Genomic DNA, 24,252 nt, shown 5'->3' on the forward strand with positions numbered 1-24,252 from the left:
GGTAATGCCCGGTGGCATTTGTTTAAGCACCGTTTGCGAGACCGCCGTTACTTGCGCGTTGGCGGTGCGGATATCCACTCCGGGCTGGAAGAAAATCTTCACGATCCCCATTCCTGGAAGCGATTGCGACTCCAAGTGCTCGATGTCGTTCACTGTGGTGCTCAACGAGCGCTCGTAGGTATAGATCACCCGGCCGGCCATGTCATCGGGTGACAACCCGTTGTACTGCCAAACCACGGCGATCACCGGAATGCCGATGTCGGGAAACACGTCGGTAGGGGTTCGCAGGGCCGCCATTGGCCCGACAATGCAGATAAAAATCGCCAACACGATGAACGTGTAGGGCTTGAGCAATGCGGTCTTTACCAGCCCGAGCATGCAGGAACCTCCAATTAGGGATGCCTGCAGTTTTGCCCGGCGAACTTAAACGTTCGCTTTCAGCCAGATGAATAAATAGTTAGTTAGCGCTTTAACTTCCTTTCACATGGATTCATTTGTTCGTCCCGTGTCGGCTCGCCAAACTAGTGGTCATCGAACACCCCGACGTTGCCGGGGACACAGTTTCTAACTGCTGAGGTATGTCAGAATGTCATCTAAAACCTTATTACTGATTCCGATGTTGGGCTTGGTTACTCTGCTTTCTGCTTGCGCGGCCGTACCCAAGGCTGATCCGAACGAGGCCTGGATCGGTTTGCAGGAAGACCCCTTGAGTGACCTGATGGCGGAAAGAGTAGACGGCAAGCGTCTTAATGATGGCCGCTACTTTGAAGTAACCCCTGGCTCCCACCGTCTGGACATGACGCTGTACGTGGACGGGATGGGCGATAGCAACCAGGAAGAATGCCAGGCGCATATCGACTTCAACCAGTTCAAGGCCGGTGAGCATTACAAGCTGGTGGAAACCAGTCTCGGTACGGAATACCGCGTCGACCTGGAAGATACCCACGGCAAGCAATTGGGCAAAACCAAGGATTTCACCTGCCTGGCGGGTTGAGTTCAGGGCGGCCTAATCCAGCGCACTACCCCGGCGGCATTCAAGTATCAAACTGGCGCCACCGGCAGGGCTGGCGCCGATGTGCAGTTTGAAACCGTGCAAGTTAACGATAGCCGCGACGATGGACAGGCCCAGGCCGAAGCCGTTTTGCTGGCTGCCGCCTTCGCAACGATAGAACCGCTGGAACACGGCCTCGCGCTCAGCGAGCGGGATGCCAGGGCCGGAGTCCTGGATTTCAATGCGGGTGTCGTTGCCGAAACGGTAGGCGCTAAGGATGACCTGGCCACCCACGGGGGAGAATTTTATGGAGTTGCTTAGTAAGTTAGCCAGCGCTTCAAACAGCAACGCACGGTCGCCTAATATCGGGGGTAGCGAGGGCTCCAGGCGCAGGTCCAGGGTCAAGCCTTCCTCTTCGGCCACCGGCAGATAGAATTCGTACAATTCCTGCAACAATGGGCTCGGATCGAGTACAACAAAGGCTGATCGGCGCTGGTGATCTTCCAGTTCAGAGATACGTAACAGACCCCGAAAGCGCGCCATCAACATGTCTGCTTCAGCAATCACTTGGCTCATTTGCTGGGCTTGCTGCGACTCTTCCGGAGACTGTTGCTGAATGCGGTACAGCTGGGCACGCAGGCGAGTCAGCGGGGTTCGCAGATCGTGAGCAATGTTGTCGCAAACGCCCTTGACCTCGAACATCAGTTTTTCGATGCGGTCGAGCATCGCATTGACAATGACGGCCAGCATGTCCAACTCGTCGCGGCTGTTTGACACCGGCAGACGTCGGGCCATGTCACCCGCAACGATCGACTCCGCGCTGGCTTGGATGGCGCGGATTCTCCTTAACGGTCGACGTCGTAATAGATGCCAGCCCGCCGCGCCAGGAATGATCGTCAGGGACACCGCCCACAACAGCGCGTGCCAAATAATGGTGGTCACCGCGAACAGCGAACCGTTGTCGCGCACCAGTATCAGCCAGCCGCCGTCATGAGTTTGGGTAGCCACTGCGTCGCAGCTATCTTGCGGCAGTTGCGGATTGTCGGAGTCGATGCAGCCGGACAACTGATGAATCTGGCCGTCCAGCGGCAGGTTCGCCGGAATGCTGTTGACCGGGCCACTCAGTGGTCGATATTCACTGTCAAACAAGCCGTAGGCATCCACCGCTCGCATGTCGAATTTTTCGCTGGTGGTCAGTGCCTCGACTAGCTGATAACCCTGGAAGCGCGAAAAAAGATGCTGCCGTTGCATCAGCGAGTGCCGGGCGAGGTTGCTCAGGTAGCCAGTGACTTCCCAATACAACACGCCCATCAGGATGCCGCTCCAGGCGACAAACAGAAAACTGTACAGCGCCAATAAACGGCTGCTCGACGAGCGCCAACCCTTAGAGGGGTTCAGCAATGACATAACCCGAGCCTCGCACGGTTCGAATTAGCGGCGTCAGGCCTGGTGCGTCGATTTTTTTACGCAAGCGCCCGATGTGCACATCGATCAAGTTGGTGCCGGGGTCGAAATGGTAGCCCCACACTTCTTCGAAAATCATCATTCGGGTAATGATTTGTCCGGTGTTGCGCATCATGAATTCCAGCAACTTATATTCGGTGGGCAGCAAGTTAAGTGGCTGATCACCCCGGCTAGCTTCACGGCTGATCAAGTTGAGCGCCAAATCACCGACATGCAGTACGGTTTCAGCCTCACTCACCGGATTGCGCCGACGCAGCAATACTTCGACCCTGGCGGCCATTTCGTCAGAGGCAAACGGCTTGGACAGGTAATCATCACCGCCGGCGCGTAAGCCCCTTACTCGCTCATCGACGTCCGACAATGCGCTGATCATCAAAATGGGTGTAGCAATGCCCAGGGCACGCAAGGTGGTGACGATGGCCAACCCATTCACTTCTGGCAACATGCGGTCCAGCGTGATCAAGTCATAGCCGCCGCTGACGGCGCGTACCAGGCCTTCTCGGCCATTGTCCACCCAATCAACGTCGAGTCCATGACTGCTCAATTCGGCAACGATTTCCTGCGCCGTGACGGCATCGTCCTCGATGGTCAGAATTCGGGTCATGCGGGATTACCTGGAAGGGTTACGGCTGAAGGCCGTATTTTGCTCCTAAATGTTTGGTTACTTTTTAACAAATAGTTTATGTGGCTACACAGTGGCGGCTAATTGGGTCGTCGCAGCACTGCTGCAGCCCTTGTATCTAGAGGCTTTGGCTATTCGCCGGAGGTCTTCTGATCTTTTTTATCTTCAGCGTTACCTTCAGCGTGTTTCCCGCTTTCACTGCGGATCTGCGCATGGCTGATCAGGGTGAAGATGAAACTGCCGCCAATGATGTTGCCTGCCAGTGTCGGGCCAGCGAACGTCAGCCAGAAGTCTTTCCATGGTAATTGCCCGGCGAACACCAAGTACGAAACCTCAGCAGAACCGACAACGATGTGGGTGAAATCCCCGAGCGCCATCAAGTAGGTAATGAGGATGATGATCCACATCTTCGCGCTTTCCATGGACGGAATCATCCAGACCATGGTTGCGATCATCCAGCCGGACACGATGCCTTTGGAAAACATTTGGCTGACGTTGTTTTCCATGACCTTACGGCCGATGTCGAGAAACGCAACATCGGTTTTAGCGTCGAAAATTGGTAAATGCAGCATCACGTAGGCGACCAACAGCGTGCCGCTCAAGTTGCCCACCAGCACCACGCCCCACAAGCGCAACAGCCTGCCGAAATTGTTCAACGTAGGTTTACTCATCACCGGCAACACGGCGGTAATGGTGTTCTCCGTGAACAACTGCTGCCGGGCAAGAATCACGGCGAGGAAGCCGGCTGAATAGCCAAGGCTGGCGATCACTTTGCTGGTGTCACCCGCGGGTAAATTTGCATTGAATAAACCCATCGCCATCAGCGACAGGCCCATGGTCAGGCCTGCGGCGAGGGCCGACCACCACAGCGCGGCGACACTGCGCTCCAGCTCCTTGTCGCCTTGTAAGCGAATGGTTTCATGTAAGACGGCCGCACGTGGCGGTTGGTTTTTGTCGACATCCTCTTTTTCTTCCCTGGACAGCCCCGGGGTTTTTCCGTCTGTTTTACTGACCATAAAAGTCCTTGGTTCCAATGCTGAGATCATTTGTTGCGCATGGAATGCTGCACGACGCTAGTGGTTAAGACACAATCCACCGCCGAGCGTTCGCCGCTAACCAGAGCGTTTGCCAAGCAAATCGTATTTATCCAGGAGAAACACCGTGACTATCCAAATTCGTGAAGCGACCAGGGCTGATGCCGACGTAATTCTTGGCTTTATCACCGAACTGGCGATCTACGAAAATGCCAAACACGAAGTACTGGCCAGCGTGGCCGACATAGAACGTAGCCTGTTTGATGAGCCATCGCCGGCACAGGCATTGATTTGCTTGTTGGACGATCAACCGATTGGTTTTGCCGTGTACTTCCTGAGTTACTCCACCTGGCAAGGGCGCAAGGGGTTGTACCTGGAAGATCTGTATGTTTCGGCTGAACATCGTGGTGTGGGTGCGGGGAAGAAACTGCTTCGCCATCTGGCCAAAATTGCCTACGACAGCGGCTGCGGTCGTTTTGAATGGAGCGTGCTGGATTGGAATACGCCAGCCATCGACTTTTATAAGTCCATTGGCGCTGAACCACAGGAAGAGTGGGTGCGTTACCGCTTGGCTGGTGACACCTTGAAAAGCTTCGCGCTAGGCGAGTAACGGGCTAGGCCATTCATCAAAGAGTTCGCGGGACTCGATGCGTCGCACACCGGCCATTAGCATTGTTTCCCACGCGCTCTGCAGTGAGCCGCCCAGGTCAATGGCGCGGCAAGCGTCAGCGATAACGAGGGTGGTCAAGCCCTCGGCCCGGGCGTCTTGTGCCGACCAGGCCACGCAAAAGTCCAGTGCCAGGCCGACCACAAATACCGTATCAATCGCGCGGTCCTTAAGGTAACCGGCCAATCCGGTACGGGTGCAGCGGTCTGCTTCGAGGAACGCCGAGTAACTGTCGATACCGGGGTTACAGCCTTTGCGCAGTATCAATTGCGCTCTGGGCAGATCGAGGTCCGCGTGCAATTGGGCGCCGTAGGTGTCTTGCACACAGTGATCGGGCCACAGGGTTTGCGCGCCGTAGGGCAGGTGGATACTGTCGAACGGCTTCAGCTGTTTGTGGCTGGACGCAAATGAAATATGGCCGAGCGGATGCCAATCTTGAGTGATAACAATGTTGCGAAAGCGCGCACCGAGCCGATTGATCAACGCAACCAATGCATCGCCATCCGCCACCGCCAGTTGACCTCCAGGCATAAAGTCATTTTGCATATCGATAACCAGCAGCGCGCAAGACGGGCTGGAGGGTGAGGCAGTGCCAGTAAACGTCATGATCAGCTTGCCTTGAGCGTCATCCGCCGGGGCGGAAAGATCCAGTGTGCCTGAGGCGCAGCAGAACCATAAGACGCCGCAGGGTGCGTTTATCGATAAACCTGAGAATTAGTTCGCGAAAACATCAATCGGTAGGAGGTTTCGCCGCGTCTTGGACCCCGGACCCATCGCGGGCAAGCGCGCTCCTACAGGTAGCTATCATGTCATTAAAACTTCATGAGATTTATGCCTGCGTTTCAATAAGTTAGCCGTTGTTTGATAAGAGACAACTTGTATCTAGGTCCGTCCGACGTGGTTTCTAGCCAAACACTCGAATCGGCTTGCCGGCATGCCATGCCTGAATGTCTTCAATCATTTGGCTGAAGAACATCTGGTAGTTGTTTTCGGTGACATAGCCAATGTGCGGGGTGGCGAGCACATTGTTCAAGGTGCGAAACGGATGGTCAGCGGGCAGGGGTTCCGGCTCGTAAACGTCCAGTGCCGCTCCGGCTATGGCGCCGCGTTGCATCAGGCTGATCAGCGCGGCTTCATCAATGATCGGGCCGCGTGCGGTGTTGATCAAGTAAGCGGTCGGCTTCATCCAGCCCAGCGCCTGCGCATCGACGATGCCGCGGCTGCGGTCGCTAAGGACCAGATGCACGCTCAGTACGTCCGATTGTTCAAACAGCTCGCGCTTGGTGACGTAGGTCACACCGACTTCTGCAGCACGTTCGGTGGTGAGGTTTTCACTCCAGGCGATGACCCGCATGCCAAACGCTTGAGCGTATTTGGCAACCCACTTGCCGATACTGCCCAGGCCCAAAATCCCCAGCGTCTTGCCATACAAGTCACTGCCCAGACCGATCTGCCAGCCGCCATCACGCAGAGAGTTGGCTTCGCCCACCAAGTTGCGGGTGATGCCCATGATCAGCGCCCACGTGACTTCTGGAGCAGCGTTTTTATAGCTCTCAGTCCCGCATACCTGAATACCCAGACGTGCGGCGGCGGGCAGGTCGATGGCGGCGTTGCGCATGCCTCCGGTGACCAACAACTTCAGCCGTGGCAGTTGGCTCAACAAGGCGTCATTGAACTGCGTACGCTCGCGCATCACGCAAATGATCTCGAACGACTCAAGGCGAGAAACCATGGTCGCGGTGTCTGCCGGAAACTCATGCAGAAAGCTGACATCAGCGATTGAGTCAAGAACCGTCCAGTCCACCACGTCACTGGCTACTGACTGCCAGTCGTCTAGGACGGCGATTCGTAGGAGGGAATGCTCAGTCATTCAGGGTGCCTCGCTAAAGGAATGCATTGGAATTATTGTTTCTATTAACCAAACAACCCGGCCGCAATGTTGATCGAAAAGCCCAAAATCGCCGTATTAAACACAAACCCGACCAACGATTGCGCGAGCACGGTTTTGCGCAGATCCCGGCTGGCGACACCCACGTCGGCGGTTTGTACGGCGACGCTGATGGTGAAAGAAAAATACAGAAAGTCCCAATAGTCCGGGTTTTCCTCGCCATCAGCAAAGCGCAATGCCGGTTTTTGGGTGTCGGCGGTGTAAAAAAGGCGTGCGTAGTGCAGGCTGAAAATCACCCCGGTTACCAGCCAGGAGCCGACGACTGTCAGGCCAGTGAACCCGTAATGGAAGGCTTTGGCGTTGGTGCTCAGGTCTTTGCTGCCGACCAGCTCTACGCCGATTGCCGCAAGGCTGGCAATCGCCGCCACGCAGACCATTGTCAGCACCAACCCGGCATTTTCATCTTCAATGATGGCAAAGCGTTTGACGTCGTCGGCTTCTGCGCGATTGGTCTGCCAGATCATCAAAATCAGGTAGGTCCATACCCCGATGTTCCAGCCGATCAATACGTGGGTGATCAGTGAGAGGCCGGGAACAACGAAACTGCACACAATGCCGCTGGCGCAGCCAAGCAGTCCAGCTACGGTCAGGCGGGGATGAGTACGGGCAATATGGGGCATCAGAGGGCATCGCAGTCAGGGTCTGTGCGAACCTTAGCACGGCCTTTGCGGCAGTTGAAAAAACGGCGCAGAAGTGATTCTGCGCCGCACGCCCACAAGGGCAAAAAGCTGATGCCGTAACCCGTTAGCGGACCAGACTTGGCTGCTTGTTGTTGAACGACCAACCTGGAATCAAATACTGCATGGCGACGCCGTCATCCCGCGCGCCGAGGCCCATACCTTTGTAAAGTTCGTGAGCTTTTGCCACTTGGTCCATGTCCAGCTCTACGCCGAGGCCCGGCTTTTTCGGCACTTGCACGCAGCCGCCGACAATTTGCAGCGGCTCTTTGGTCAGACGCTGGCCGTCTTGCCAAATCCAATGGGTGTCGATTGCTGTGATATCGCCTGGCGCTGCTGCCGCCACGTGGGTGAACATTGCCAAGGAGATATCAAAGTGGTTGTTGGAGTGCGAACCCCAGGTCAGGCCCCATTCGTTGCACATCTGCGCGACACGTACCGAACCTTGCATCGTCCAGAAATGCGGGTCAGCCAGGGGGATATCTACCGATTGCAGTTGGATCGCATGGCCCATTTCACGCCAGTCAGTGGCGATCATGTTGGTGGCCGTTTTCAGGCCCGTGGCCCGGCGGAACTCGGCCATGACTTCGCGGCCGGAAAAACCATTCTCTGCGCCGCACGGGTCTTCAGCGTAAGCCAGGACCGCGTGTTGATCGCGGCACAAATGAATGGCTTCTTTGAGTGACCACGCACCGTTAGGGTCCAGGGTGATGCGCGCATCAGGGAAGCGCTCGGCAAGGGCGGTGACAGCTTCAATTTCTTCTTCGCCGCGCAACACGCCGCCCTTGAGTTTGAAGTCCTTGAACCCGTATTTTGCGTGAGCCGCTTCGGCGAGGCGAACCACTGTTTCGGGGGTCAGCGCTTCTTCGTGCCGCACGCGGAACCAGTCGTTTTCAGCGTCGGGTTCGCTGCGGTAGGCAAGGTCGGTCTTATTGCGATCACCGACATAGAACAGATAACCCAGCATTTTCACTTCGTCGCGTTGCTGACCTTCGCCAAGCAAGGCCGCTACGGGCACGTCCAGATGTTGACCTAGCAGGTCGAGCAACGCCGCTTCCAAGCCGGTGACAGCGTGGATGGTAATACGCAAATCGAAGGTCTGCAGGCCACGGCCAGCGGAGTCACGATCAGCAAATGTTTTACGGACTTGGTTGAGGATTTTTTGATAAGTACCGATCGAGCTGCCGACCACCAGGGAGCGCGCATCTTCCAGTGTCTGCCGAATGCGTTCGCCGCCGGGGACTTCACCGACGCCGGTGTGCCCGGCGTTGTCCTTGAGAATAACGATGTTGCGGGTAAAGAACGGGCCATGGGCGCCGCTTAGGTTCAGCAACATGCCATCGTGTCCAGCGACCGGAACGATCTGCATGCTGGTGATGACGGGGGCGCTGCCGACAGCGTGAGAGTTAGAAGTATTCATTCTGAGGTCCTGTAAACACTGTGGGTCTAGAGCATCGCCGTGATGTGAATCAAAGGTCACGGCGTGCCGTCATTCCTGGTCGAGACGGGTGGTCAAGAATGGTTCGAAGCCGGTGTGCCGGGATTTGCGGCGACAGGCGAAGGTTTACGGCTGCTGCGGGCATAGAACACGATGATCGCGGCAATAATTGATGTTCCCGCGAGGCCATACAGGCCACCTTGAATCGAACCGGTGTGCTCTTCGAGCCAGCCGAAGGTTGCCGGAGCGAAGAACCCGCCGAGGTTGCCAAGGGAGTTGATCAAGGCTATTACGCCAGCAGCGATGCGGGCGTCGAGGTAGGCCTGTGGAATGGGCCAGAACAGCGACGAAGCCGATTTGAAGCCCAACGCGGCGAAGCAGATCGCCACGAAGGCAAAAATGGGCCCGCCGGTGGTAGACATGAACATCCCGGCAGCTGCGATCAGCAATGCTGCGGCGACCCATGCTTGCTGGTTTTTCCATTTCGCCGAAAGCGAGGCGAAGGCGTACATACCGACAATCGACAGTAACCATGGGATTGAGTTGAACAACCCAACCTGCATGTCGCTGAGGTCGCCCATTTTCTTGATGATGCTGGGCAGCCAGAACGTCGCGGCATAAATCGTCAATTGAATGAAGAAGTAGATCACGCAAAACAGCACGATCTGCCGGTCTTTGAGCAAGGTCATCATCGACGGCTTGATCGGCGTGGCGGCTTCGCGCTCAGCCTGTTCGGTGTTGATGGCGTCGACCAAAGCGTCTTTTTCGGCGCCGGTCAGCCACTTCGCGTCGTGAGGTTTGGAGTCCAGCCAGAACCAGACGAAGAAGCATAAGCCGACAGAGAACAGCCCTTCGATCAAGTACATCCACTGCCAGCCATGTAAGCCCATACCGGTGATTTGCAACAGCGCGCCGGAGAGCGGGCCGGAAATCAGCGAAGCCAGTGCCGAGCCACTGAGGAAAATGGCGATGGCTTTACCGCGCTCGACGCCAGGCAACCAACGAGTGAAGTAGTAAATCACCCCTGGAAAGAAGCCCGCTTCGGCGACGCCCAACAGAAAACGCAGGATATAGAAGTGGGTCTCTGTCTGGATGAAGGCCATACAGGAAGCCACCAAGCCCCAGGTCAGCATGATCCGCGTCAGCCAAATACGGGCACCGACTTTCTGCAGCAGGATGTTGGAGGGTACTTCGAATAGCGCGTAGCCAATAAAGAACAACCCGGCGCCTAAGCCGTAGGCGGCTGCGCCGATGCCCAAGTCGTGTTCCATATAGCTTCGGACGAAGCCGATATTGACCCGGTCGATGTAGTTGACGATGAACATGATGACGAACAGCGGCAGAACCCTACGCTTCACTTTTGACACTGCCGAGAGCAGCGTAGAAACAGTGCCGTCACTGGCATTGGATGTAGTCACAATCTTGACTCCCACTCGTTATTTTTATGCGGGTTATGAAACAACCAAGTCATGCGCTCGGTTGCCAGTCATCATACAAGTATATTTAGGCTGCGCAAGAGGGGCTTTCTGGATTTCAGGCTGTTTACATCGGGGTTTATTAAGTGATGGCGCACCGGCCGACGAGAGGTCATAAACTGGCTCTTTGTGTTGTCATACAAGCTGTTCGCCAATTTATCGCAGACGAAACAGGTGGTATGATCCCGGCAGCGCGGGTTTCAGCGCGTTTATCTGGACACTTTCGTATGCAGGATCTGCCGTCCGTTGTTGTTACCAAGCGACGCCCTCACAACTTGGCCACCGACCTGGTGGCTCAATTGAGCCAGCGCATTTTGTTGGGCAAGATCAGCCCCGGCGAAAAACTGCCATCGGAAAGTGAAATCGTCCGTGAACACGGCGTTAGCCGGACCGTGGTTCGCGAAGCGATTTCCAAGTTACAGGCATCGGGGCTGGTAGAAACCCGGCACGGTATTGGTACGTTTGTATTGGAACACGACGGCCCCACGGGCATGCGCTTAAAGGTCGAAACTGCGGCCAGCGTGCGCGACATCATCGAGCTGCGCATCGGCTTGGAAACCCAGGCCGTGGCGCTGGCGGCGGTGCGCCGTAGCGATGAGCAGTTGGCGGCCATGCGTCAGGCGCTGGATGACTATCAGGATCTGTTGGCCAAGGACGACAGCTGCGTCGAGGCTGACCGACGTTTTCATCTGCTGATCGCTGAAGCCACGGGCAACCCGTGTTTCGTCGAGATCATGCAGCACTTGGGCCCAGCGATGATCCCCCGTAGCCGAATCAACTCCAGCGAGCGCGCGGGTACAAACCTCTCGCGCCACGGTTACCTGGCCAACCTCGAACATGAGGCCCTGCTGAGCGCCATCCGCCGCCAAGACCCAGACGCGGCCCGCGCAGCCATGTGGACGCATTTGAGCAACAGTCGCGAGCGACTAGCGCCGGCGGAGTAGGGGGCTGGCGGATTACAGCGTCTGTATGAGCCCCTATGATTAGCCGTCCCGAATCAGGCAAACTCAGCGGATTCTCTCTGCCCGGAGTCCCTTATGTTTGCTCTCGACCACGCCCTTGCTCAGGACATCGTTGACCGCGCCATGGCTATTCTGCCGTGCAACGTCAATGTGATGGACTACCTGGGCATCATCATTGGCAGTGGCGAGGCCGACCGTTTGTACACGCGGCACGAAGGTGCGCAGTTGGTGCTGGCCAATCATCGGGTGGTGGAGATTGATTCGCAGACCGCCAAGCACCTCAGCGGTGTACGGCCGGGGGTCAACCTGCCGCTGATGCTCGATCAGCAGTTGGTGGGTGTGCTGGGTATCACGGGCGAGCCGGATGAGGTTCGTGTGTATGGCGAGCTGGTCAAAATGACTGCCGAAATGCTCATGGAACACCGTCGTCAGCAGGCGGATCAGCAGTGGCGGCATCAGCGCAGTGAGGATTTACTCTCGCGGTTGCTGCTGACCGATTGCCCGGACAGTCTTGTCGTGGAAGCCGAACACCTAGGGTTACAACCGCAATTGCCGCGTCAGGCGGTATTGATTGAGTTACCAGCAAACACCGCCGCAGCCGAACACGTGAGCGCGTGGTTGAACGTCCGTTATTCCAACAGTTGGTGCACCGTCCGCGAGTCGACGCTGTTGTATTGGTGCCGGGCCGCGGGCAAAGAGCGCGACGATGTGTTGCTGATGGAGCAGTTCGAAGAGCAAGGCTGGCCGGTGCTGCGCATGGTGACCGTCGAGCAATCGTCGGATCTGGCAACGTTGCGCCAGGCCTGCACCGCCGCTCGCGATTTACTCGACTACGGGCGCCATGTTCATCCGCAGCAACGTCTTTTGCGTTTGTCCGTGTACCGGCTCGCGGTGTTGTTCTGGCGTTATCGTGATGACTGGCTTGCCCAAGGCGTTGCTGACCCCATCGCTAAGTTGCAACACAGCAACGGCAGTCAATTGCTGGAGACCTTGCGCAGTTGGTTCGATTACAGCGGCGAGAGCCAAGCCTGTGCAGATGCGCTGGGGATCCACCGTAATAGCCTGCGCTATCGTTTAGAAAAGGTCGCCGAAATCAGTGGCTGCGACCCGTACCTGACCAATGACCTGCTGCGGCTGTACTTGGGTATACAGATGACCCCGCGGGTGGTCGCCAAGTAACTCGCATCGCAACGTTTGTTCCAATGACCAATAGCGCACGAGGTTAGTTGTGCGAAGGTCTGGCGGCAAACATCAGTTGGGGTGAGAAGATCCCGTTATTACGGACAGGAAACTAATTATGAAAATCGTCATCGCCCCGGACTCTTTCAAGGACAGCCTCAGCGCTCAGGGTGTCGCCATTGCTGTCGCGAGCGGTCTTGCCGAGGTCTGGCCGGATGCTGAACTCGTTCAATGTCCGATGGCCGATGGCGGTGAAGGCACGATAGAGGCGGTTTTGGCGGCGTGCGACGGCCAGTGGATGAGCGCCACTGTTAGCGGTCCGCTGGGTGTTGCCGTTGATGCGCAGTGGGGTTGGCTGGAGCAAAGTCGCACAGCGATTATTGAAATGGCCATGGCCAGCGGCTTGCAACTGTTGACCCTGGAACAGCGGGACGCCTGCATCAGCAGCACCTATGGCACCGGTGAGTTGATTCGCGCGGCACTGGACGTAGGGGCGCAGCGGATCATCCTTGCGATCGGCGGCAGCGCCACCAATGACGCGGGCAGCGGCATGCTGTCGGCGCTGGGTGCGCGTTTTCTCGACGCCGATGGTCGGCGCGTCATGCCGGGTGGACTGGCATTACTGCAGGTACAAACAATTGAGCTGGATAACCTCGATGCCCGGTTGCGCGACGTACGTTTTGAGGTTGCAGCAGACGTGGATAACCCGTTGTGTGGCTTGCACGGTGCCTCGCATATCTTCGGCCCGCAAAAGGGCGCATCACCGCAGCAGGTACTTGAACTGGACGCTGCGCTGGGCCATTTCGCCGATCAATCAGCCGCCGTGCTAGGCCGCGACCTGCGGGATAACCCCGGTTGCGGCGCGGCGGGAGGCATGGGCTTCGCCGCCAAGGCTTACCTCAACGCAACGTTTCGCCCCGGTGTGGACGTGGTGGCCGATCTGGTAGGGCTGGCGCAAGCGCTGGACGGTGCTGATCTGGTGATCACTGGCGAAGGCCGTTTTGACGCCCAGACCTTACGCGGTAAAACACCGTTCGGCGTGGCAAAAATCGCCCAGCGAAAAGGCGTCCCGGTGATTGTTTTGGCGGGGACGTTGGGGGAAGGTTATGCAGAGTTGTATCGACACGGTATCAGTGCGGCGTTCGCGGTGACCAGTGGCCCAATGACCCTTGATCATGCCTGCCGCAATGCTGCGGACTTATTGCACGACCGCGCGCGCGATCTGGCAAGGGTATGGCAACTGGCTGCTTCTCGCTGAAGGATGGCGGTGGCAGCGGTCAGGCCCGAGTTCATGTGCTTTGGCCATGAACTTCGGGCATAGAGGCGCCGCACTCAGCCCATGTTGTTACAACCGCTGCCAAACTCTTCGAAACGCACGGTGTGAGTATTGCCTGAGTGATCCTGGTAAGTCATCTGCACAGGCTTAATACCGCAGAAATCCAGGTTTGGGCCTGCGACGACCTTGGCGATGTCGAGCTTGCTGGCGTACGTATAGTCTTCGACGTTATTGCTGGAGTGTTCGTCAGCAGCCGATGCAGCGCCGCTGACTGCCAGAAGGGACAGGGCGATCAATGTGCTTTTCAGTGAAGTTTTCATGGTGAGGCTCTCTTCGTGGTTGGGTTCAAACTCTTGAGCCTGTACGACGAAGCGCGTAGGGGTTTATTCCCGAAGTGGGGAAAATAAATTCGAATAGTGTTTTATGCCGGGTGCATCTGCACCGCTGGAATCGGGTTGCGCATCAGCGTCCCTACCAGCAGCGCAGCGAATATTGCCAGCAACCCTGCCACCCACAAGATCGTACTGAAGCCCGCCACAAACGCCTGTTGCGCCAGCGGTTGAATCGTCAGCCGAGCGCTCTCTGTGAGGGGCGCCAACGCCGCGCCCATATCACCGGCCACCACCCGCGAGGCGATGTAATCGGTCTGCGTCAACCATTCGGGCGCCGCGGCGTGCAGGCTGTTACTCAACGCCTGCTGGGTATGGCTGGCCAACACCGCGCCGTAGACGCCAATGGCCAAGACGATCGCGCTGAAACGCATGGTGGTGCTCATGCCCGAGGCCATGCCGGCGCGGTCACGGGGCACGCAGGCCATGATATTTTTCTGTGTATCGCCGTTGAGCAAACCGGCGCCAGCGCCCGTGACTGCCATCGCAACGGCGAAGGGCAAATAGTGGCTTGATGCCGCCGCCCATGCGCTGAGCAAATTGCCACAACCGACCAAGGTCAACCCGAGGGCCATCATTCCCGCCGGCGAAACACGGCCGGACAGTCGCGCGCCGATTTTCGGGAAAATCAACATAGTTGCGGCGAACGGCAGCATGCCCACGCCCGATGCTATGGCCGTAAAGCCCAAACCGTTTTGCAGGTAGAACGGCAACAGGGTCATCATCACCTGAGCACAGCCCGCATACGCGAACATCCCTAGCAGCGCACCGATAAAACGTGGGTGTTTGAACAGCTGCAAATCAACCATCGGCCGACGTTGCAGGTGTTCGACCCCCACGAACAGCGCCAGCAGCAGCGTTCCGCCGGCCAGGCGCAGGGTGGTCAGTGAGTTGTCCCAGCCAATACGATTGGCCTCGATCAGGCCCCAGATCAAACACAGCAAACTGCCGCTGAAGGCCAGACTGCCCCAAGGGTCTAGCCGCGCTGATTGTTCATTGCGCGACTCGGGGATGTTGCGCCACACCATGAACATCAGCAGCACACCCACCGGCAAGTTCAAGTAGAAAATCCAGCGCCAGCCGACGAAAGAGGCAATCAGCCCGCCCACGGTTGGCGCTGCGGTCATCGCTACGCCCATGCAGGCACCCCAGAAGGCCCAGGCTTTGGCACGCTCGGTTTCATCGTGAAACACATGGCCAATGGTAGCCAGGGCCGACGTCAGCAATAAGGCTGCGCCGACCCCTTTAACCGCGCGGGCGATGTCGAGAAACACGATATTGGGTGCTGCGCCGCAGCCCAGCGACGCCAAAATAAACAGCACCAAGCCGCTGATCAGGGTTTTTTTGCGACCGAAGCGGTCAGCGATGCTGCCTGCCGGCAATAGCAACGCGGCAAACGCCAGCATGTAAGCACTGACCACCCATTCAATGTCCGCGAAGCCCGCGCCCAGATCACGAGCGATACTTGGCAGGGTGACGGCGACAATATTGGTGTCGAGAACGATGAGTGAGCAGACCGCGGAAGCGGTGATTAATGTCATGCGCGGGCTAACGATTTTCAATTTTTTCTCCAGCTGTTCATGCTCATATTGCTTTTCAGGTAATGCTGCCCTCAGCATAAAGTGCAGTCAGTACGCTACGATTACCTGACTTAGAGAAGATCATTACCTTCGAGCTAATACATCCATGGAAATACGCCACTTTCGTTACTTTCTGGCCGTTGCCAAGCACCGGAATTTCACCCGCGCGGCCGAGCAACTGGGTATCGCGCCACCGACCTTGACGCGACAGATCCAGGACCTGGAGAGCGAACTGGGCACCCGCGTGTTTGTGCGACAGCAGCGGGACGTCAGCCTGACTGACGCCGGCAAAGCGTTGCAGGTAGAAGCCGAGCTGGCGGTGCGGCAATTTGAAACCGCACAACTCAATGCCCAGCGTGCCGGGCGCGGGGAGACTGGGCATATCGAATTGGGTTACGTGGCGTCGGCGGTGTTCTCCGGCTCTCTGCAACAGCAGGTCAGCAGTTTTCGTCAGCGCTATCCGGACATCGGTTTTTCCATTGTCGAAAGCTTGATGCCTTCGGTACCAACGCTGATTGAGGAGGGGCGGTTGGATGTCGGCTACATCCGTTCGCCCATGCACCTGCCCGATTCGCTCAGCACCGTTAGCCTGTTGGCGGAAGGTTTTGTTCTGGCATTGCACGACAGCTCTTGGCTGTGCCGCCTGAAAGAAATCAGCGCGGTGCATGTGCAAAATGAAACCTTCATTCTCCCTGAGCAGATATCCGGCACCTTGCAGGTGGCGGCCCACGCTGGTTTCGCGCCAACACTCGGCCCGCAGCCGGGTGGGCTGGTCTCGGTCATCGCCCTGGTATCTCTGGGACAAGGCGTGGCGGTGGTACCGGAGTCCGTGGTGGACCACATCAAACTGCCGAACGTGGTGTACCGCCGTATTCAGGATTGCCAACCTTCGTCATTCTTGTCGTTGGTGTACCGACGATTCGAGAAGGCTCCGGCGGTTGCGCGTTTCATCGAGCACGTAAAGCATTTCAGCGAGGCTCCTCATGATTAATCCTGCACATTTCGATCTGCAATCCTTGCGCGTATTTTTGCTGGCTGCTGAGTACGGCAGCCTGACCCGCGCCGCCGAGCACGTTGGTATGACGCTGTCGGCCCTCAGCAAACGCATCGCTGAACTGGAACGAACCACCGATTGTGCCTTGTTCATCCGCTTACCAAGGGGCCTGGAATTGACCTCCGCCGGGCACGGATTGCTGAGTCATGTGCGGAGTATTCTCGACGGCGTCAACCGCATGGCCGTGGATGTCGGCGACTACGCCGTGGGCGTGCGCGGGCACGTGAAGATCTGGGCCAACACCTCCGCAGTGGTGCAGTTCCTGCCCAACGACCTTGGCAATTTTCTTGGGGAAAACCCGCAACTGCGCGTCAGTCTTGACGAAGCCTTGAGCGACGCCATCGTTGAAGCCGTTGAAAGCGGCCGCGCTGATATGGGCGTGTTCGCCGACAACGTTTCCGCACCCGGCCTGGAAAAATTTGTCTACCGTACCGATCAGTTGGTACTGCTAGTGCCGCCGGCACATCCCCTGGCCGAACTGAATGAAGTCGCCTTCACGGATACCCTGGTCTACGACTACGTCGGTCTCAACCAGGGAAGCTCCCTACTGCGGCGGATCAGCGATGCAGCACTGCGGGCAGGCAAAGTCCTTAACGTACGGATTCAGGTCAGCAGCTTCGACGCCATCTGCCGCATGATCGAAGCCGGGCTGGGCATCGGCGTGCTGCCTAAAGCCGCCGTACGCACTGAACTGCTCGGCGCCGGGCTGCGTGCGGTCAACCTCACCGACGACTGGGCCCAGCGCACGCTCTATTTAGGCGTCAAATCGGTGGCTGGCCTGCAGCCTGAGGCGTTGCGGCTGTTTGAGTATTTGCGGATGGAGTAGGGGACAACTCTCGTTGCCCTATGGTTGGTCAGGCATCGGACCGCACAAGTACCGCACATGTAAGCCGCACAAGTAGGCGGTAATCCATGACCCTTTCCCAAACAGAAAGGGTCATGGAGAAATGATTAATTTTCAGCGTCGTCCCTCCCGCACACACTCCCTCTACGTTGTTCAGTTGTAGCGTCTAAAACAAGAGAGGGGATCCCATGCAAAAGCCACTGCAAGGCATTCGGGTGATTGAACTCGGGCAGCTGATTGCTGGACCGTTCGCGGCGAAGATGCTCGGTGAATTCGGGGCTGATGTGATCAAGATAGAGCCGCCGGGCACAGGTGATCCGTTACGCAAATGGCGCCTGTTGCACGAAGGTACTTCGGTCTGGTGGGCGGTCTCGTCGCGCACCAAACGCTCGGTGACCCTTGATTTGCGTCAGCCGGAAGGGCAAGACGTGGCACGTAAATTAATCGCCGAAGCCGATGTGCTGATCGAGAACTTCCGTCCCGGTACGCTGGAAGGTTGGGGTCTGAGCTGGGAGATTTTGCACGCGCTCAACCCTCGTCTTGTGATGTTGCGAGTGTCGGGTTACGGGCAGACCGGTCCTTACCGCGATCGTCCAGGTTTCGGGGTGATTGGCGAGGCGATGGGCGGCTTGCGTCATTTGTCCGGGGAGCCAGGACGTACGCCGGTTCGGGTTGGCGTATCGATTGGTGATTCGCTGTCGGCGTTGCACGGGGTGATCGGCATCCTGCTGGCGCTGCGTCATCGCGAGCAAAACGGTGGTGAAGGTCAGCAAATCGACGTTGCCTTGTACGAGTCGGTGTTCAATATGATGGAAAGCCTGCTGCCCGAATACTCGGTGTTCGACAGCATCCGCCAACCTGCAGGCAGCAGCTTGCCAGGCATCGCGCCGACCAACGCTTACCGTTGCCGCGATGGCCGCTACGCCTTGATTGCCGGCAATGGCGACAGCATTTACCAGCGCTTGATGGCCGTGATCGACCGCGCCGATCTGGCGGACGACCCAGCCTTGGCGCACAACGATGGCCGAGTTCGTCAAGTGGAATACATCGACGCAGCCATTTCAGCATGGACTGCTGAGCGTGATCTCGATCAAGTGCTGGCGATCCTTACTGAAGCTCGAATCCCTGCAGGCAAAATCTACGACGCCTCTGACATCGCCAATGACCCACATTATCGAGCGCGTGACATGTTGCTCGACAGTCAGTTGGACGACGGCACGGCGGTCACGCTGCCGGGCATAGTGCCCAAACTCAGCAGCACCCCCGGTAGCGTCAGCCGCCCGGCACCGACCCTCGGCCAACACACCGATGAAGTGCTGGACGAACTGGGAATTGACGCCGCCAGCCGCACCGAGTGGCGTCGTCGCGGAATCATTTGAAGCGCGCTATCAACCGCCGCAAGCAGCCACAGGAATCAGCCCGATGAAGCATTACGATAAACGCCTGTTCATTCAGGAAGTCGCGACCCGCGATGGCTTTCAAAACGAAGCACAGTTCATCGAGACCGTGGACAAAATCGCCATGGTCAATGCCTTGAGCCAGTGCGGTTACGCAAAAATTGAAGTCACCTCGTTCACTTCGCCCAAGGCGATTCCTGTGTTGCGTGACGCTGAACTCGTCATGCAAGGCATCCAACGAAATCCTGCGGTCGAATACACCGTGTTGGTGCCCAATGTGCGTGGCGCCGAACGCGCCTTGGCCTGCGCCATCGACGAAGCCAACTTGGTGATGTCGGTCAGCGAAAGCCATAACCGCTCCAACCTGCGCATGACCCGCGAACAATCTTTCGCCCAGCTTGAGGAAGTGTTTGGGGTCATTGGCAGGGGGCCGGTGGCAATTAACGTGTCGTTATCTACGGTCTTCGGTTGCCCGATGGAAGGTGACGTCTCGGCCGATGAAGTCCTGGGTTGGGTTGAACGGTTTGCTCAGCTAGGTGCCCGCGGCGTGACCTTGTGTGACACCACCGGTATGGCGTTTCCGAGCCAGGTCGAAGCCCTTTGCGCGACGGTTCGAGAACGTTTCCCGGAGTTGCAGCTGACCCTGCATTTTCACAACACCCGTGGCATGGCACTGGCAAACGCCTTGGCGGCCATTGATGCGGGTGTCGAGCGTTTCGACTCATCCCTGGGCGGTTTAGGCGGCTGCCCGTATGCGCCTGGCGCCAGCGGCAATGTCTGCACCGAAGACTTGGTGCACATGCTGCAACTTATGGGTTACACCACCGGCATTGATTTGGACCAAGTATTAGCGGCATCTGCGCGCTTGCCGGGGTTGATCGGGCATGAGGTGCCCAGCCAACTACTCAAGGCCGGTCGCCGCCTGGACCTACACCCGACTCCGGCGCGGGTCACCAACATGCTTCAGCAAGTGCCTTCGGCCCTGATCAACGTTTAAGGAGCACAGTCAATGATCGATCACTTGGACCACTTGGTGTTGACCGCGACCAATGCCGAGGCCACCCAGGATTTCTACGTTCGCGTGCTGGGCATGCGCCTGGAAACTTTCGGCGCAGGCCGCATGGCGTTCACCTTCGGCAGTCAGAAGATCAACCTGCACATTCGTGGCCAAGAGTTTGAGCCCAAGGCCCATCTACCGGTGCCTGGCGCATTGGATTTGTGCTTCATCGCCTCGATTCCGCTGGATCAGGTGATCGAACGTTTGGGCGCAGCCAACTGGCCAATCATCGAAGGCCCGATCATGCGCACGGGAGCCATCGGCCCCATTCGCTCGGTCTACCTGCGCGACCCGGATTTAAACCTGATCGAAATCTCTGAGTACGTTTGAGGTAAGCCTGCTCACATCGATGGTTTGTGGATTACCCCGTATCGGAAGTCATCCCGAGATTCGGTGGGACCGAACTTGTTCGGGAATCAGGCGACGCGGTTTATCAGACATACCGCGGCGCTACTTTCGCGAACAAGTTCGCTCCCACTGGGGATCTGTGGATAGCCCTCAGACATAGAATCTCCCACAGGATCTTCATGTTGATCTGGATTCACTCAATAAAAAAAGGCCTCTCATGAACATTGTCTTCCTCGACAGCGACAGTTTGCCCCGCACGATTGCGCGACCGGCGTGGGTCTGCAGTTGGATTGACCGGCCCAGCACCCGTGCTGATGAGTTGGTGCAAGTCGCCTCCCATGCCGATGCGCTGATCACCAACAAGGTGCGTATCGGTCGTGCCGAGTTGGCGCAATTACCCCTATTGCGCTTCATCTGCGTCGCCGCCACCGGTTATGACTGCATCGATCTGGCGGCCTGCCGCGAGTTCGGGGTCGTGGTGTCGAACGTGCCGGCTTACTCGGCGCACAGTGTGGCGGAATCAGTGATTGCCTCGATATTCGCCCTGAGTCGGCAGTTGTTCAGCTACCGCGACGCCGCGCTACACGACTGGTCAGCGTCGGCGCATTTTTGTGTACACAAAGCGCCGATCAAAGACGTGCGCGGCAGCGTATTGGGCATCGTTGGAAAAGGCGATATTGGCACTGCAACGGCGCGCTTGGCCGAAGCGGTTGGCATGCAGGTGATCTATGCCGAGCATCGTCATTCCAATACCACGCGCCCAGGTTATCAGCCGTTCTATAGCGTGCTGGCCGAGAGCGACGTGATTACCCTGCATTGCCCGCTGAACGAGCTAACCCGCGGGCTGATCGGGACGACCGAACTGGCACGCATGAAGCCGGGTGCAGTGCTGATCAACACCGCGCGGGGTCCATTGCTGGATGAAGCCGCAGTATTGCAGGCGCTTAACAGTGGACACTTGGGTGGGGCGGCGCTGGACGTGCTGAGCAGCGAACCTCCGCCGCAAAACCACCCGCTATTGAGCACTGATCTAGCCAACCTGATCGTCACGCCGCATGTCGCTTGGGCCAGTCAGAGTAGCTTGCAACGACTGGCCGATGAAATCGTTGGCAACCTGCAGGCGTTCAGTAAAGGGGTGCCAATCAATCAAGTGACGTAACTCGATTGGGGTTTCGGCGCACGCCTGACTTGCGACTTTTTCAACAAAAACAATTCTCTCGCGATTGGCCCATCACCGGGTCGGCTGGTTATCGACTTGAGGAAACCCACCGACGGAGGAATCGTGATGACAACAATAATTAAACCCTCGATAACTGAGCCTCAAACACGCCGACTGCCTATGGGCAGAATCTTCAAGCACCTGTATGTGCAGGTGATCGTGGCAATCATCCTTGGCATCGCCTTCGGCCACTTCTATCCAACGTTAGGCGAGCAGATGAAACCGCTCGGTGACACGTTTATCAAACTAATCAAAATGCTGATCGCGCCGATCATTTTTTGCACGGTCGTTAGCGGCATTGCCAGCATGCAAAGCCTCAAGCGCATCGGTCGGGTGGGGTTCAAATCGCTGTTGTACTTCGAGGTGCTGACCTCGTTGGCGCTGGTGGTTGGACTGATTGGGGTCAACCTGATGAAGCCCGGAGTCGGCATGCACATCGATCCGGCGAGCCTGGATGTACACGCCATCGACGCGTTTACTAAAGCCGCTCACGATCAAAGCGTGGTGGGGTTCCTAACGCACATCGTGCCCAATACGGTGCTTGGTGCGTTTGCCGAGGGCGATATTCTGCAGGTGCTGTTCATCTCGATCCTGTTCGCTTTCGCCCTGCAAATGCTGGGTGCGGCGGGCAAGCCACTGCTGGCGATCATCGATTTGGTGGCGCAGGCTTTCTTTCGCATGGTCAAGATCGTCATGTATGTCTCGCCGTTGGGCGCGTTCGGCGGCATGGCTTTTACCATAGGCAAATATGGCGTTGGCTCGCTGGGGGCCTATGCCAACTTGCTGCTGTGTTATTACGTTATCGCGTTCTTCTTCGTTTTCGTGGTGCTGAACCTGGTGGCAAAAATAGCCGGGTTCAGTTTGTGGAGTTTTCTCAAGTACATAAAAGACGAGCTGTTCCTGGTGTTGGGAACCTCATCTTCCGAATCAGCACTGCCGCGGCTGATGAGTAAGCTGGAAAAGCTCGGCTGCGAGAAGTCCGTTGTCGGATTGGTGGTGCCGTCCGGCTACTGTTTCAACCTCGACGGCAGTTGCATCAACATGACTGTATTGGCGATATTCATTGCCCAAGCGCTGGATATAAATTTGGGACTCGGGCAGCAGATCACCTTGCTGTTGATCCTGCTACTGACCTCCAAAGGCGCGGCGAGCGTTACCGGCGGTGCATTTATCACCTTGGCCGCAACCTTGGGATCACTGGACGTGATACCGGCCGCTGGCTTGGTACTCGTGCTGGGAATTTACCGCTTCATTTCCGAAGGCGGAGCGCTAATCAACGTGATTGGCAACGGCGTTGCGACGCTATTTGTTGCGAAGTGGGAAGGGGCTTTGAATCTGGACACCTTGGCCGCGGAACTTAAAAGCGGTTCGGTGGGTGAACCGCAAGGCGCAGTGTCGAAAGAGACTGTGTAGAAGAAAGAGCACGCCCCCCACAACCGGTTGGTCCACGAAAATTGACCGGTTGTGGGTTTTTGCTTTTCTGTGCTTAGAACAGCGCCAAGGTGTAGCTGAGGATCAGACGGTTCTCATCCTGTTGACGGGTGTTGGGAATGTTGTTGCGCCACATGGCGTTTTTCCACATCACGCCAAAGCCTTTCATTGCGCCAGACTGCACCACGTAGGCCAGCGTCAGGTCACGTTCCCATTCGCTTGCATCGCTGGTGGTCGGAGTGTCGATATCGTCGCCCCTTAAGTAAACCAGACCCGCTGTTGCGCCCGGGAGTCCCAGCGCGGAGAAGTCATAGGCGTAACGCGCCTGCCAGGTTTTTTCGCCGGCCCGGCCGAACTTCTGGATTTGCATGTCGGTAATGGTGTAGTTGGACGAGCCATCACCTTGGTTCAGCCAAGGAAAGTCACTGTCGCCGTTACTCGACTGATAGCCGCCACCGAAGGTGTGACCGGCAACCGTGTACAGGAACAAGCCGCTGTAAAGGTTGTTGTCGACCTTACCTTTAGTGGTGGTACCGCCGTAATAACCGCTGGTGTAGTACAGCGGATTATGGCCATTGGCACCATCGTCCTTACTGTTGAAGTAGCGGATGTCGCTCTTCAGCACGCCAGGGCCGATGGCCCAGTTATGCACCAGACCCAGGAAGTTCTGTTTGTAGAAATCTTCCAGTTTGCCGAAGTAATACTGAGCAGTGAGGTCTTTGGTCAGCTTGTAGTCGCCACCCGCGTAGATGAACTTGTTGCTGGTCTTGCCGGTGATGGCGTTATTAACGCCGCCGTTGGCGCCAGCGATTGACAGGTTCTCATTGTTGCTGGAGTTACGGCCTTTAACTTGTTCGATCTGCCCGCCAACTAACGTCAAGTCCTTGATGTCAGCGGACGTCAGTTGCCCACCCTGCCATGTTTGCGGCAGTAGACGGCCATCGTTAGAGACGATGACCGGGTTTTTCGGCAATAACGTCCCCAGCTTTAGTTCAGTTTTGGAGATTTTTGCTTTGGCGGTCAGGCCCAGGCTAGAGAAGTCATCGACCGCGTGGTTACCGTCGCTGGGAAACACGGTGCCGCCGTAAGCGTTACCCGTTGGGTTGCCGTGTTTGTCTGCGCTGGAGTCGAGCTTGATGCCCAACAGGCCAATGGCATCGACACCGAAACCTACCGGACCTTGGGTGTAACCTGAGGTGA

At 57.2% G+C, this 24,252-nt stretch carries 24 protein-coding genes; 12 read left to right on the plus strand and 12 right to left on the minus strand.

Annotated elements, in window-relative coordinates; genetic code table 11:
- A partial coding sequence (locus M0974_RS13140; RefSeq protein ID WP_297837051.1) for an efflux RND transporter permease subunit occupies positions 1-378 on the minus strand: 378 nt, incomplete at its 3' end.
- Between the two features lie 208 nt (positions 379-586).
- Here M0974_RS13140 and M0974_RS13145 point away from each other — a divergent pair.
- Positions 587-994: a hypothetical protein gene (locus M0974_RS13145; protein WP_297837054.1), complete on the plus strand. Its 408-nt coding sequence runs from the start codon at positions 587-589 to the stop codon at positions 992-994.
- 12 nt (positions 995-1,006) lie between these two features.
- On the opposite strand, the gene M0974_RS13150 is transcribed toward M0974_RS13145, so the two are convergent.
- From M0974_RS13150 to M0974_RS13160, 3 genes are all read right to left on the minus strand, one after another.
- Positions 1,007-2,398, minus strand: coding sequence for a HAMP domain-containing sensor histidine kinase (locus M0974_RS13150; protein WP_297837058.1), 1,392 nt, complete (start codon positions 2,396-2,398; stop codon positions 1,007-1,009).
- Positions 2,376-3,059 (minus strand): response regulator transcription factor, encoded by a 684-nt coding sequence (locus M0974_RS13155; protein ID WP_297837060.1) that lies wholly within the window; start codon positions 3,057-3,059, stop codon positions 2,376-2,378. The genes M0974_RS13150 and M0974_RS13155 overlap by 23 nt, the downstream gene beginning before the upstream one ends.
- A 149-nt stretch (positions 3,060-3,208) precedes the next feature.
- Positions 3,209-4,093: a formate/nitrite transporter family protein gene (locus tag M0974_RS13160; protein WP_297837063.1), complete on the minus strand. Its 885-nt coding sequence runs from the start codon at positions 4,091-4,093 to the stop codon at positions 3,209-3,211.
- Positions 4,094-4,238: 145 nt separating this feature from the next.
- On the opposite strand from M0974_RS13160, the gene M0974_RS13165 reads away from it, so the two are divergent.
- Positions 4,239-4,721 (plus strand): GNAT family N-acetyltransferase, encoded by a 483-nt coding sequence (locus M0974_RS13165; RefSeq protein ID WP_297837066.1) that lies wholly within the window; start codon positions 4,239-4,241, stop codon positions 4,719-4,721.
- Here the strand turns inward: M0974_RS13165 and pncA are convergent.
- From pncA to M0974_RS13190, 5 genes are all read right to left on the minus strand, one after another.
- On the minus strand, positions 4,710-5,384 hold the full coding sequence (gene pncA / locus M0974_RS13170) for a bifunctional nicotinamidase/pyrazinamidase (protein ID WP_297837069.1): 675 nt from the start codon (positions 5,382-5,384) through the stop codon (positions 4,710-4,712). The genes M0974_RS13165 and pncA overlap by 12 nt on opposite strands.
- 298 nt (positions 5,385-5,682) lie before the next feature.
- Complete coding sequence (locus tag M0974_RS13175; protein ID WP_297837072.1) at positions 5,683-6,648, minus strand: D-2-hydroxyacid dehydrogenase family protein; 966 nt, start codon at positions 6,646-6,648, stop codon at positions 5,683-5,685.
- Positions 6,649-6,692: 44 nt separating this feature from the next.
- Positions 6,693-7,346: a DUF1345 domain-containing protein gene (locus M0974_RS13180; protein ID WP_297837075.1), complete on the minus strand. Its 654-nt coding sequence runs from the start codon at positions 7,344-7,346 to the stop codon at positions 6,693-6,695.
- A gap of 124 nt (positions 7,347-7,470) precedes the next feature.
- Complete coding sequence (gene gudD, locus M0974_RS13185) at positions 7,471-8,823, minus strand: glucarate dehydratase (RefSeq protein WP_297837078.1); 1,353 nt, start codon at positions 8,821-8,823, stop codon at positions 7,471-7,473.
- A gap of 92 nt (positions 8,824-8,915) precedes the next feature.
- On the minus strand, positions 8,916-10,259 hold the full coding sequence (locus M0974_RS13190; RefSeq protein WP_297837081.1) for an MFS transporter: 1,344 nt from the start codon (positions 10,257-10,259) through the stop codon (positions 8,916-8,918).
- 284 nt (positions 10,260-10,543) lie between these two features.
- Between M0974_RS13190 and M0974_RS13195 the strand changes: the two genes are divergently transcribed.
- From M0974_RS13195 to M0974_RS13205, 3 genes are all read left to right on the plus strand, one after another.
- Positions 10,544-11,260 carry a FadR/GntR family transcriptional regulator gene (locus tag M0974_RS13195; RefSeq protein WP_297837084.1) on the plus strand — a complete coding sequence of 239 codons (717 nt, stop codon included), beginning with the start codon at positions 10,544-10,546 and terminating at the stop codon, positions 11,258-11,260.
- 93 nt (positions 11,261-11,353) lie between these two features.
- Positions 11,354-12,457, plus strand: a complete 1,104-nt coding sequence (locus tag M0974_RS13200) for a sugar diacid recognition domain-containing protein (RefSeq protein WP_297837086.1) — start codon at positions 11,354-11,356, stop codon at positions 12,455-12,457.
- 118 nt (positions 12,458-12,575) lie between these two features.
- Positions 12,576-13,715: a glycerate kinase gene (locus M0974_RS13205; RefSeq protein ID WP_297837089.1), complete on the plus strand. Its 1,140-nt coding sequence runs from the start codon at positions 12,576-12,578 to the stop codon at positions 13,713-13,715.
- 74 nt (positions 13,716-13,789) lie between these two features.
- On the opposite strand, the gene M0974_RS13210 is transcribed toward M0974_RS13205, so the two are convergent.
- Entirely contained in the window at positions 13,790-14,053 is a 264-nt protein-coding gene (locus tag M0974_RS13210; protein WP_297837092.1) for a DUF2790 domain-containing protein, read from the minus strand.
- A gap of 101 nt (positions 14,054-14,154) precedes the next feature.
- Positions 14,155-15,684, minus strand: coding sequence for an MFS transporter (locus M0974_RS13215; protein ID WP_297837094.1), 1,530 nt, complete (start codon positions 15,682-15,684; stop codon positions 14,155-14,157).
- 124 nt (positions 15,685-15,808) lie between these two features.
- On the opposite strand from M0974_RS13215, the gene M0974_RS13220 reads away from it, so the two are divergent.
- The 7 genes from M0974_RS13220 to dctA all read left to right on the plus strand — a co-directional run bounded on the left by M0974_RS13220 (position 15,809) and on the right by dctA (position 23,034).
- Positions 15,809-16,693, plus strand: a complete 885-nt coding sequence (locus tag M0974_RS13220; protein WP_297837097.1) for a LysR substrate-binding domain-containing protein — start codon at positions 15,809-15,811, stop codon at positions 16,691-16,693.
- Entirely contained in the window at positions 16,686-17,582 is an 897-nt protein-coding gene (locus tag M0974_RS13225; RefSeq protein WP_297837100.1) for a LysR family transcriptional regulator, read from the plus strand. Before M0974_RS13220 ends, M0974_RS13225 begins: the two co-directional genes overlap by 8 nt.
- Before the next feature lie 206 nt (positions 17,583-17,788).
- Positions 17,789-18,979 (plus strand): CaiB/BaiF CoA-transferase family protein, encoded by a 1,191-nt coding sequence (locus M0974_RS13230; RefSeq protein ID WP_297837102.1) that lies wholly within the window; start codon positions 17,789-17,791, stop codon positions 18,977-18,979.
- 43 nt (positions 18,980-19,022) lie between these two features.
- Positions 19,023-19,994: a hydroxymethylglutaryl-CoA lyase gene (locus M0974_RS13235; RefSeq protein ID WP_297837104.1), complete on the plus strand. Its 972-nt coding sequence runs from the start codon at positions 19,023-19,025 to the stop codon at positions 19,992-19,994.
- Positions 19,995-20,006: 12 nt separating this feature from the next.
- Positions 20,007-20,384, plus strand: a complete 378-nt coding sequence (locus tag M0974_RS13240) for a VOC family protein (RefSeq protein ID WP_297837107.1) — start codon at positions 20,007-20,009, stop codon at positions 20,382-20,384.
- Positions 20,385-20,619: 235 nt separating this feature from the next.
- The gene (locus tag M0974_RS13245) at positions 20,620-21,561 is read left to right on the plus strand and encodes a D-2-hydroxyacid dehydrogenase (protein WP_297837110.1); all 942 of its coding nucleotides are present in this window, start codon (positions 20,620-20,622) and stop codon (positions 21,559-21,561) included.
- 126 nt (positions 21,562-21,687) lie between these two features.
- Entirely contained in the window at positions 21,688-23,034 is a 1,347-nt protein-coding gene (gene dctA / locus M0974_RS13250) for a C4-dicarboxylate transporter DctA (RefSeq protein ID WP_297837113.1), read from the plus strand.
- 73 nt (positions 23,035-23,107) lie between these two features.
- Here the strand turns inward: dctA and M0974_RS13255 are convergent.
- Positions 23,108-24,252: OprD family outer membrane porin (locus tag M0974_RS13255; RefSeq protein WP_297837116.1), on the minus strand; the 1,145-nt coding region annotated here is incomplete at its 5' end.

The sequence above is a fragment of the Pseudomonas sp. genome (assembly GCF_026224925.1).
In the GTDB taxonomy this organism is placed as follows: Bacteria; Pseudomonadota; Gammaproteobacteria; order Pseudomonadales; family Pseudomonadaceae; genus Aquipseudomonas.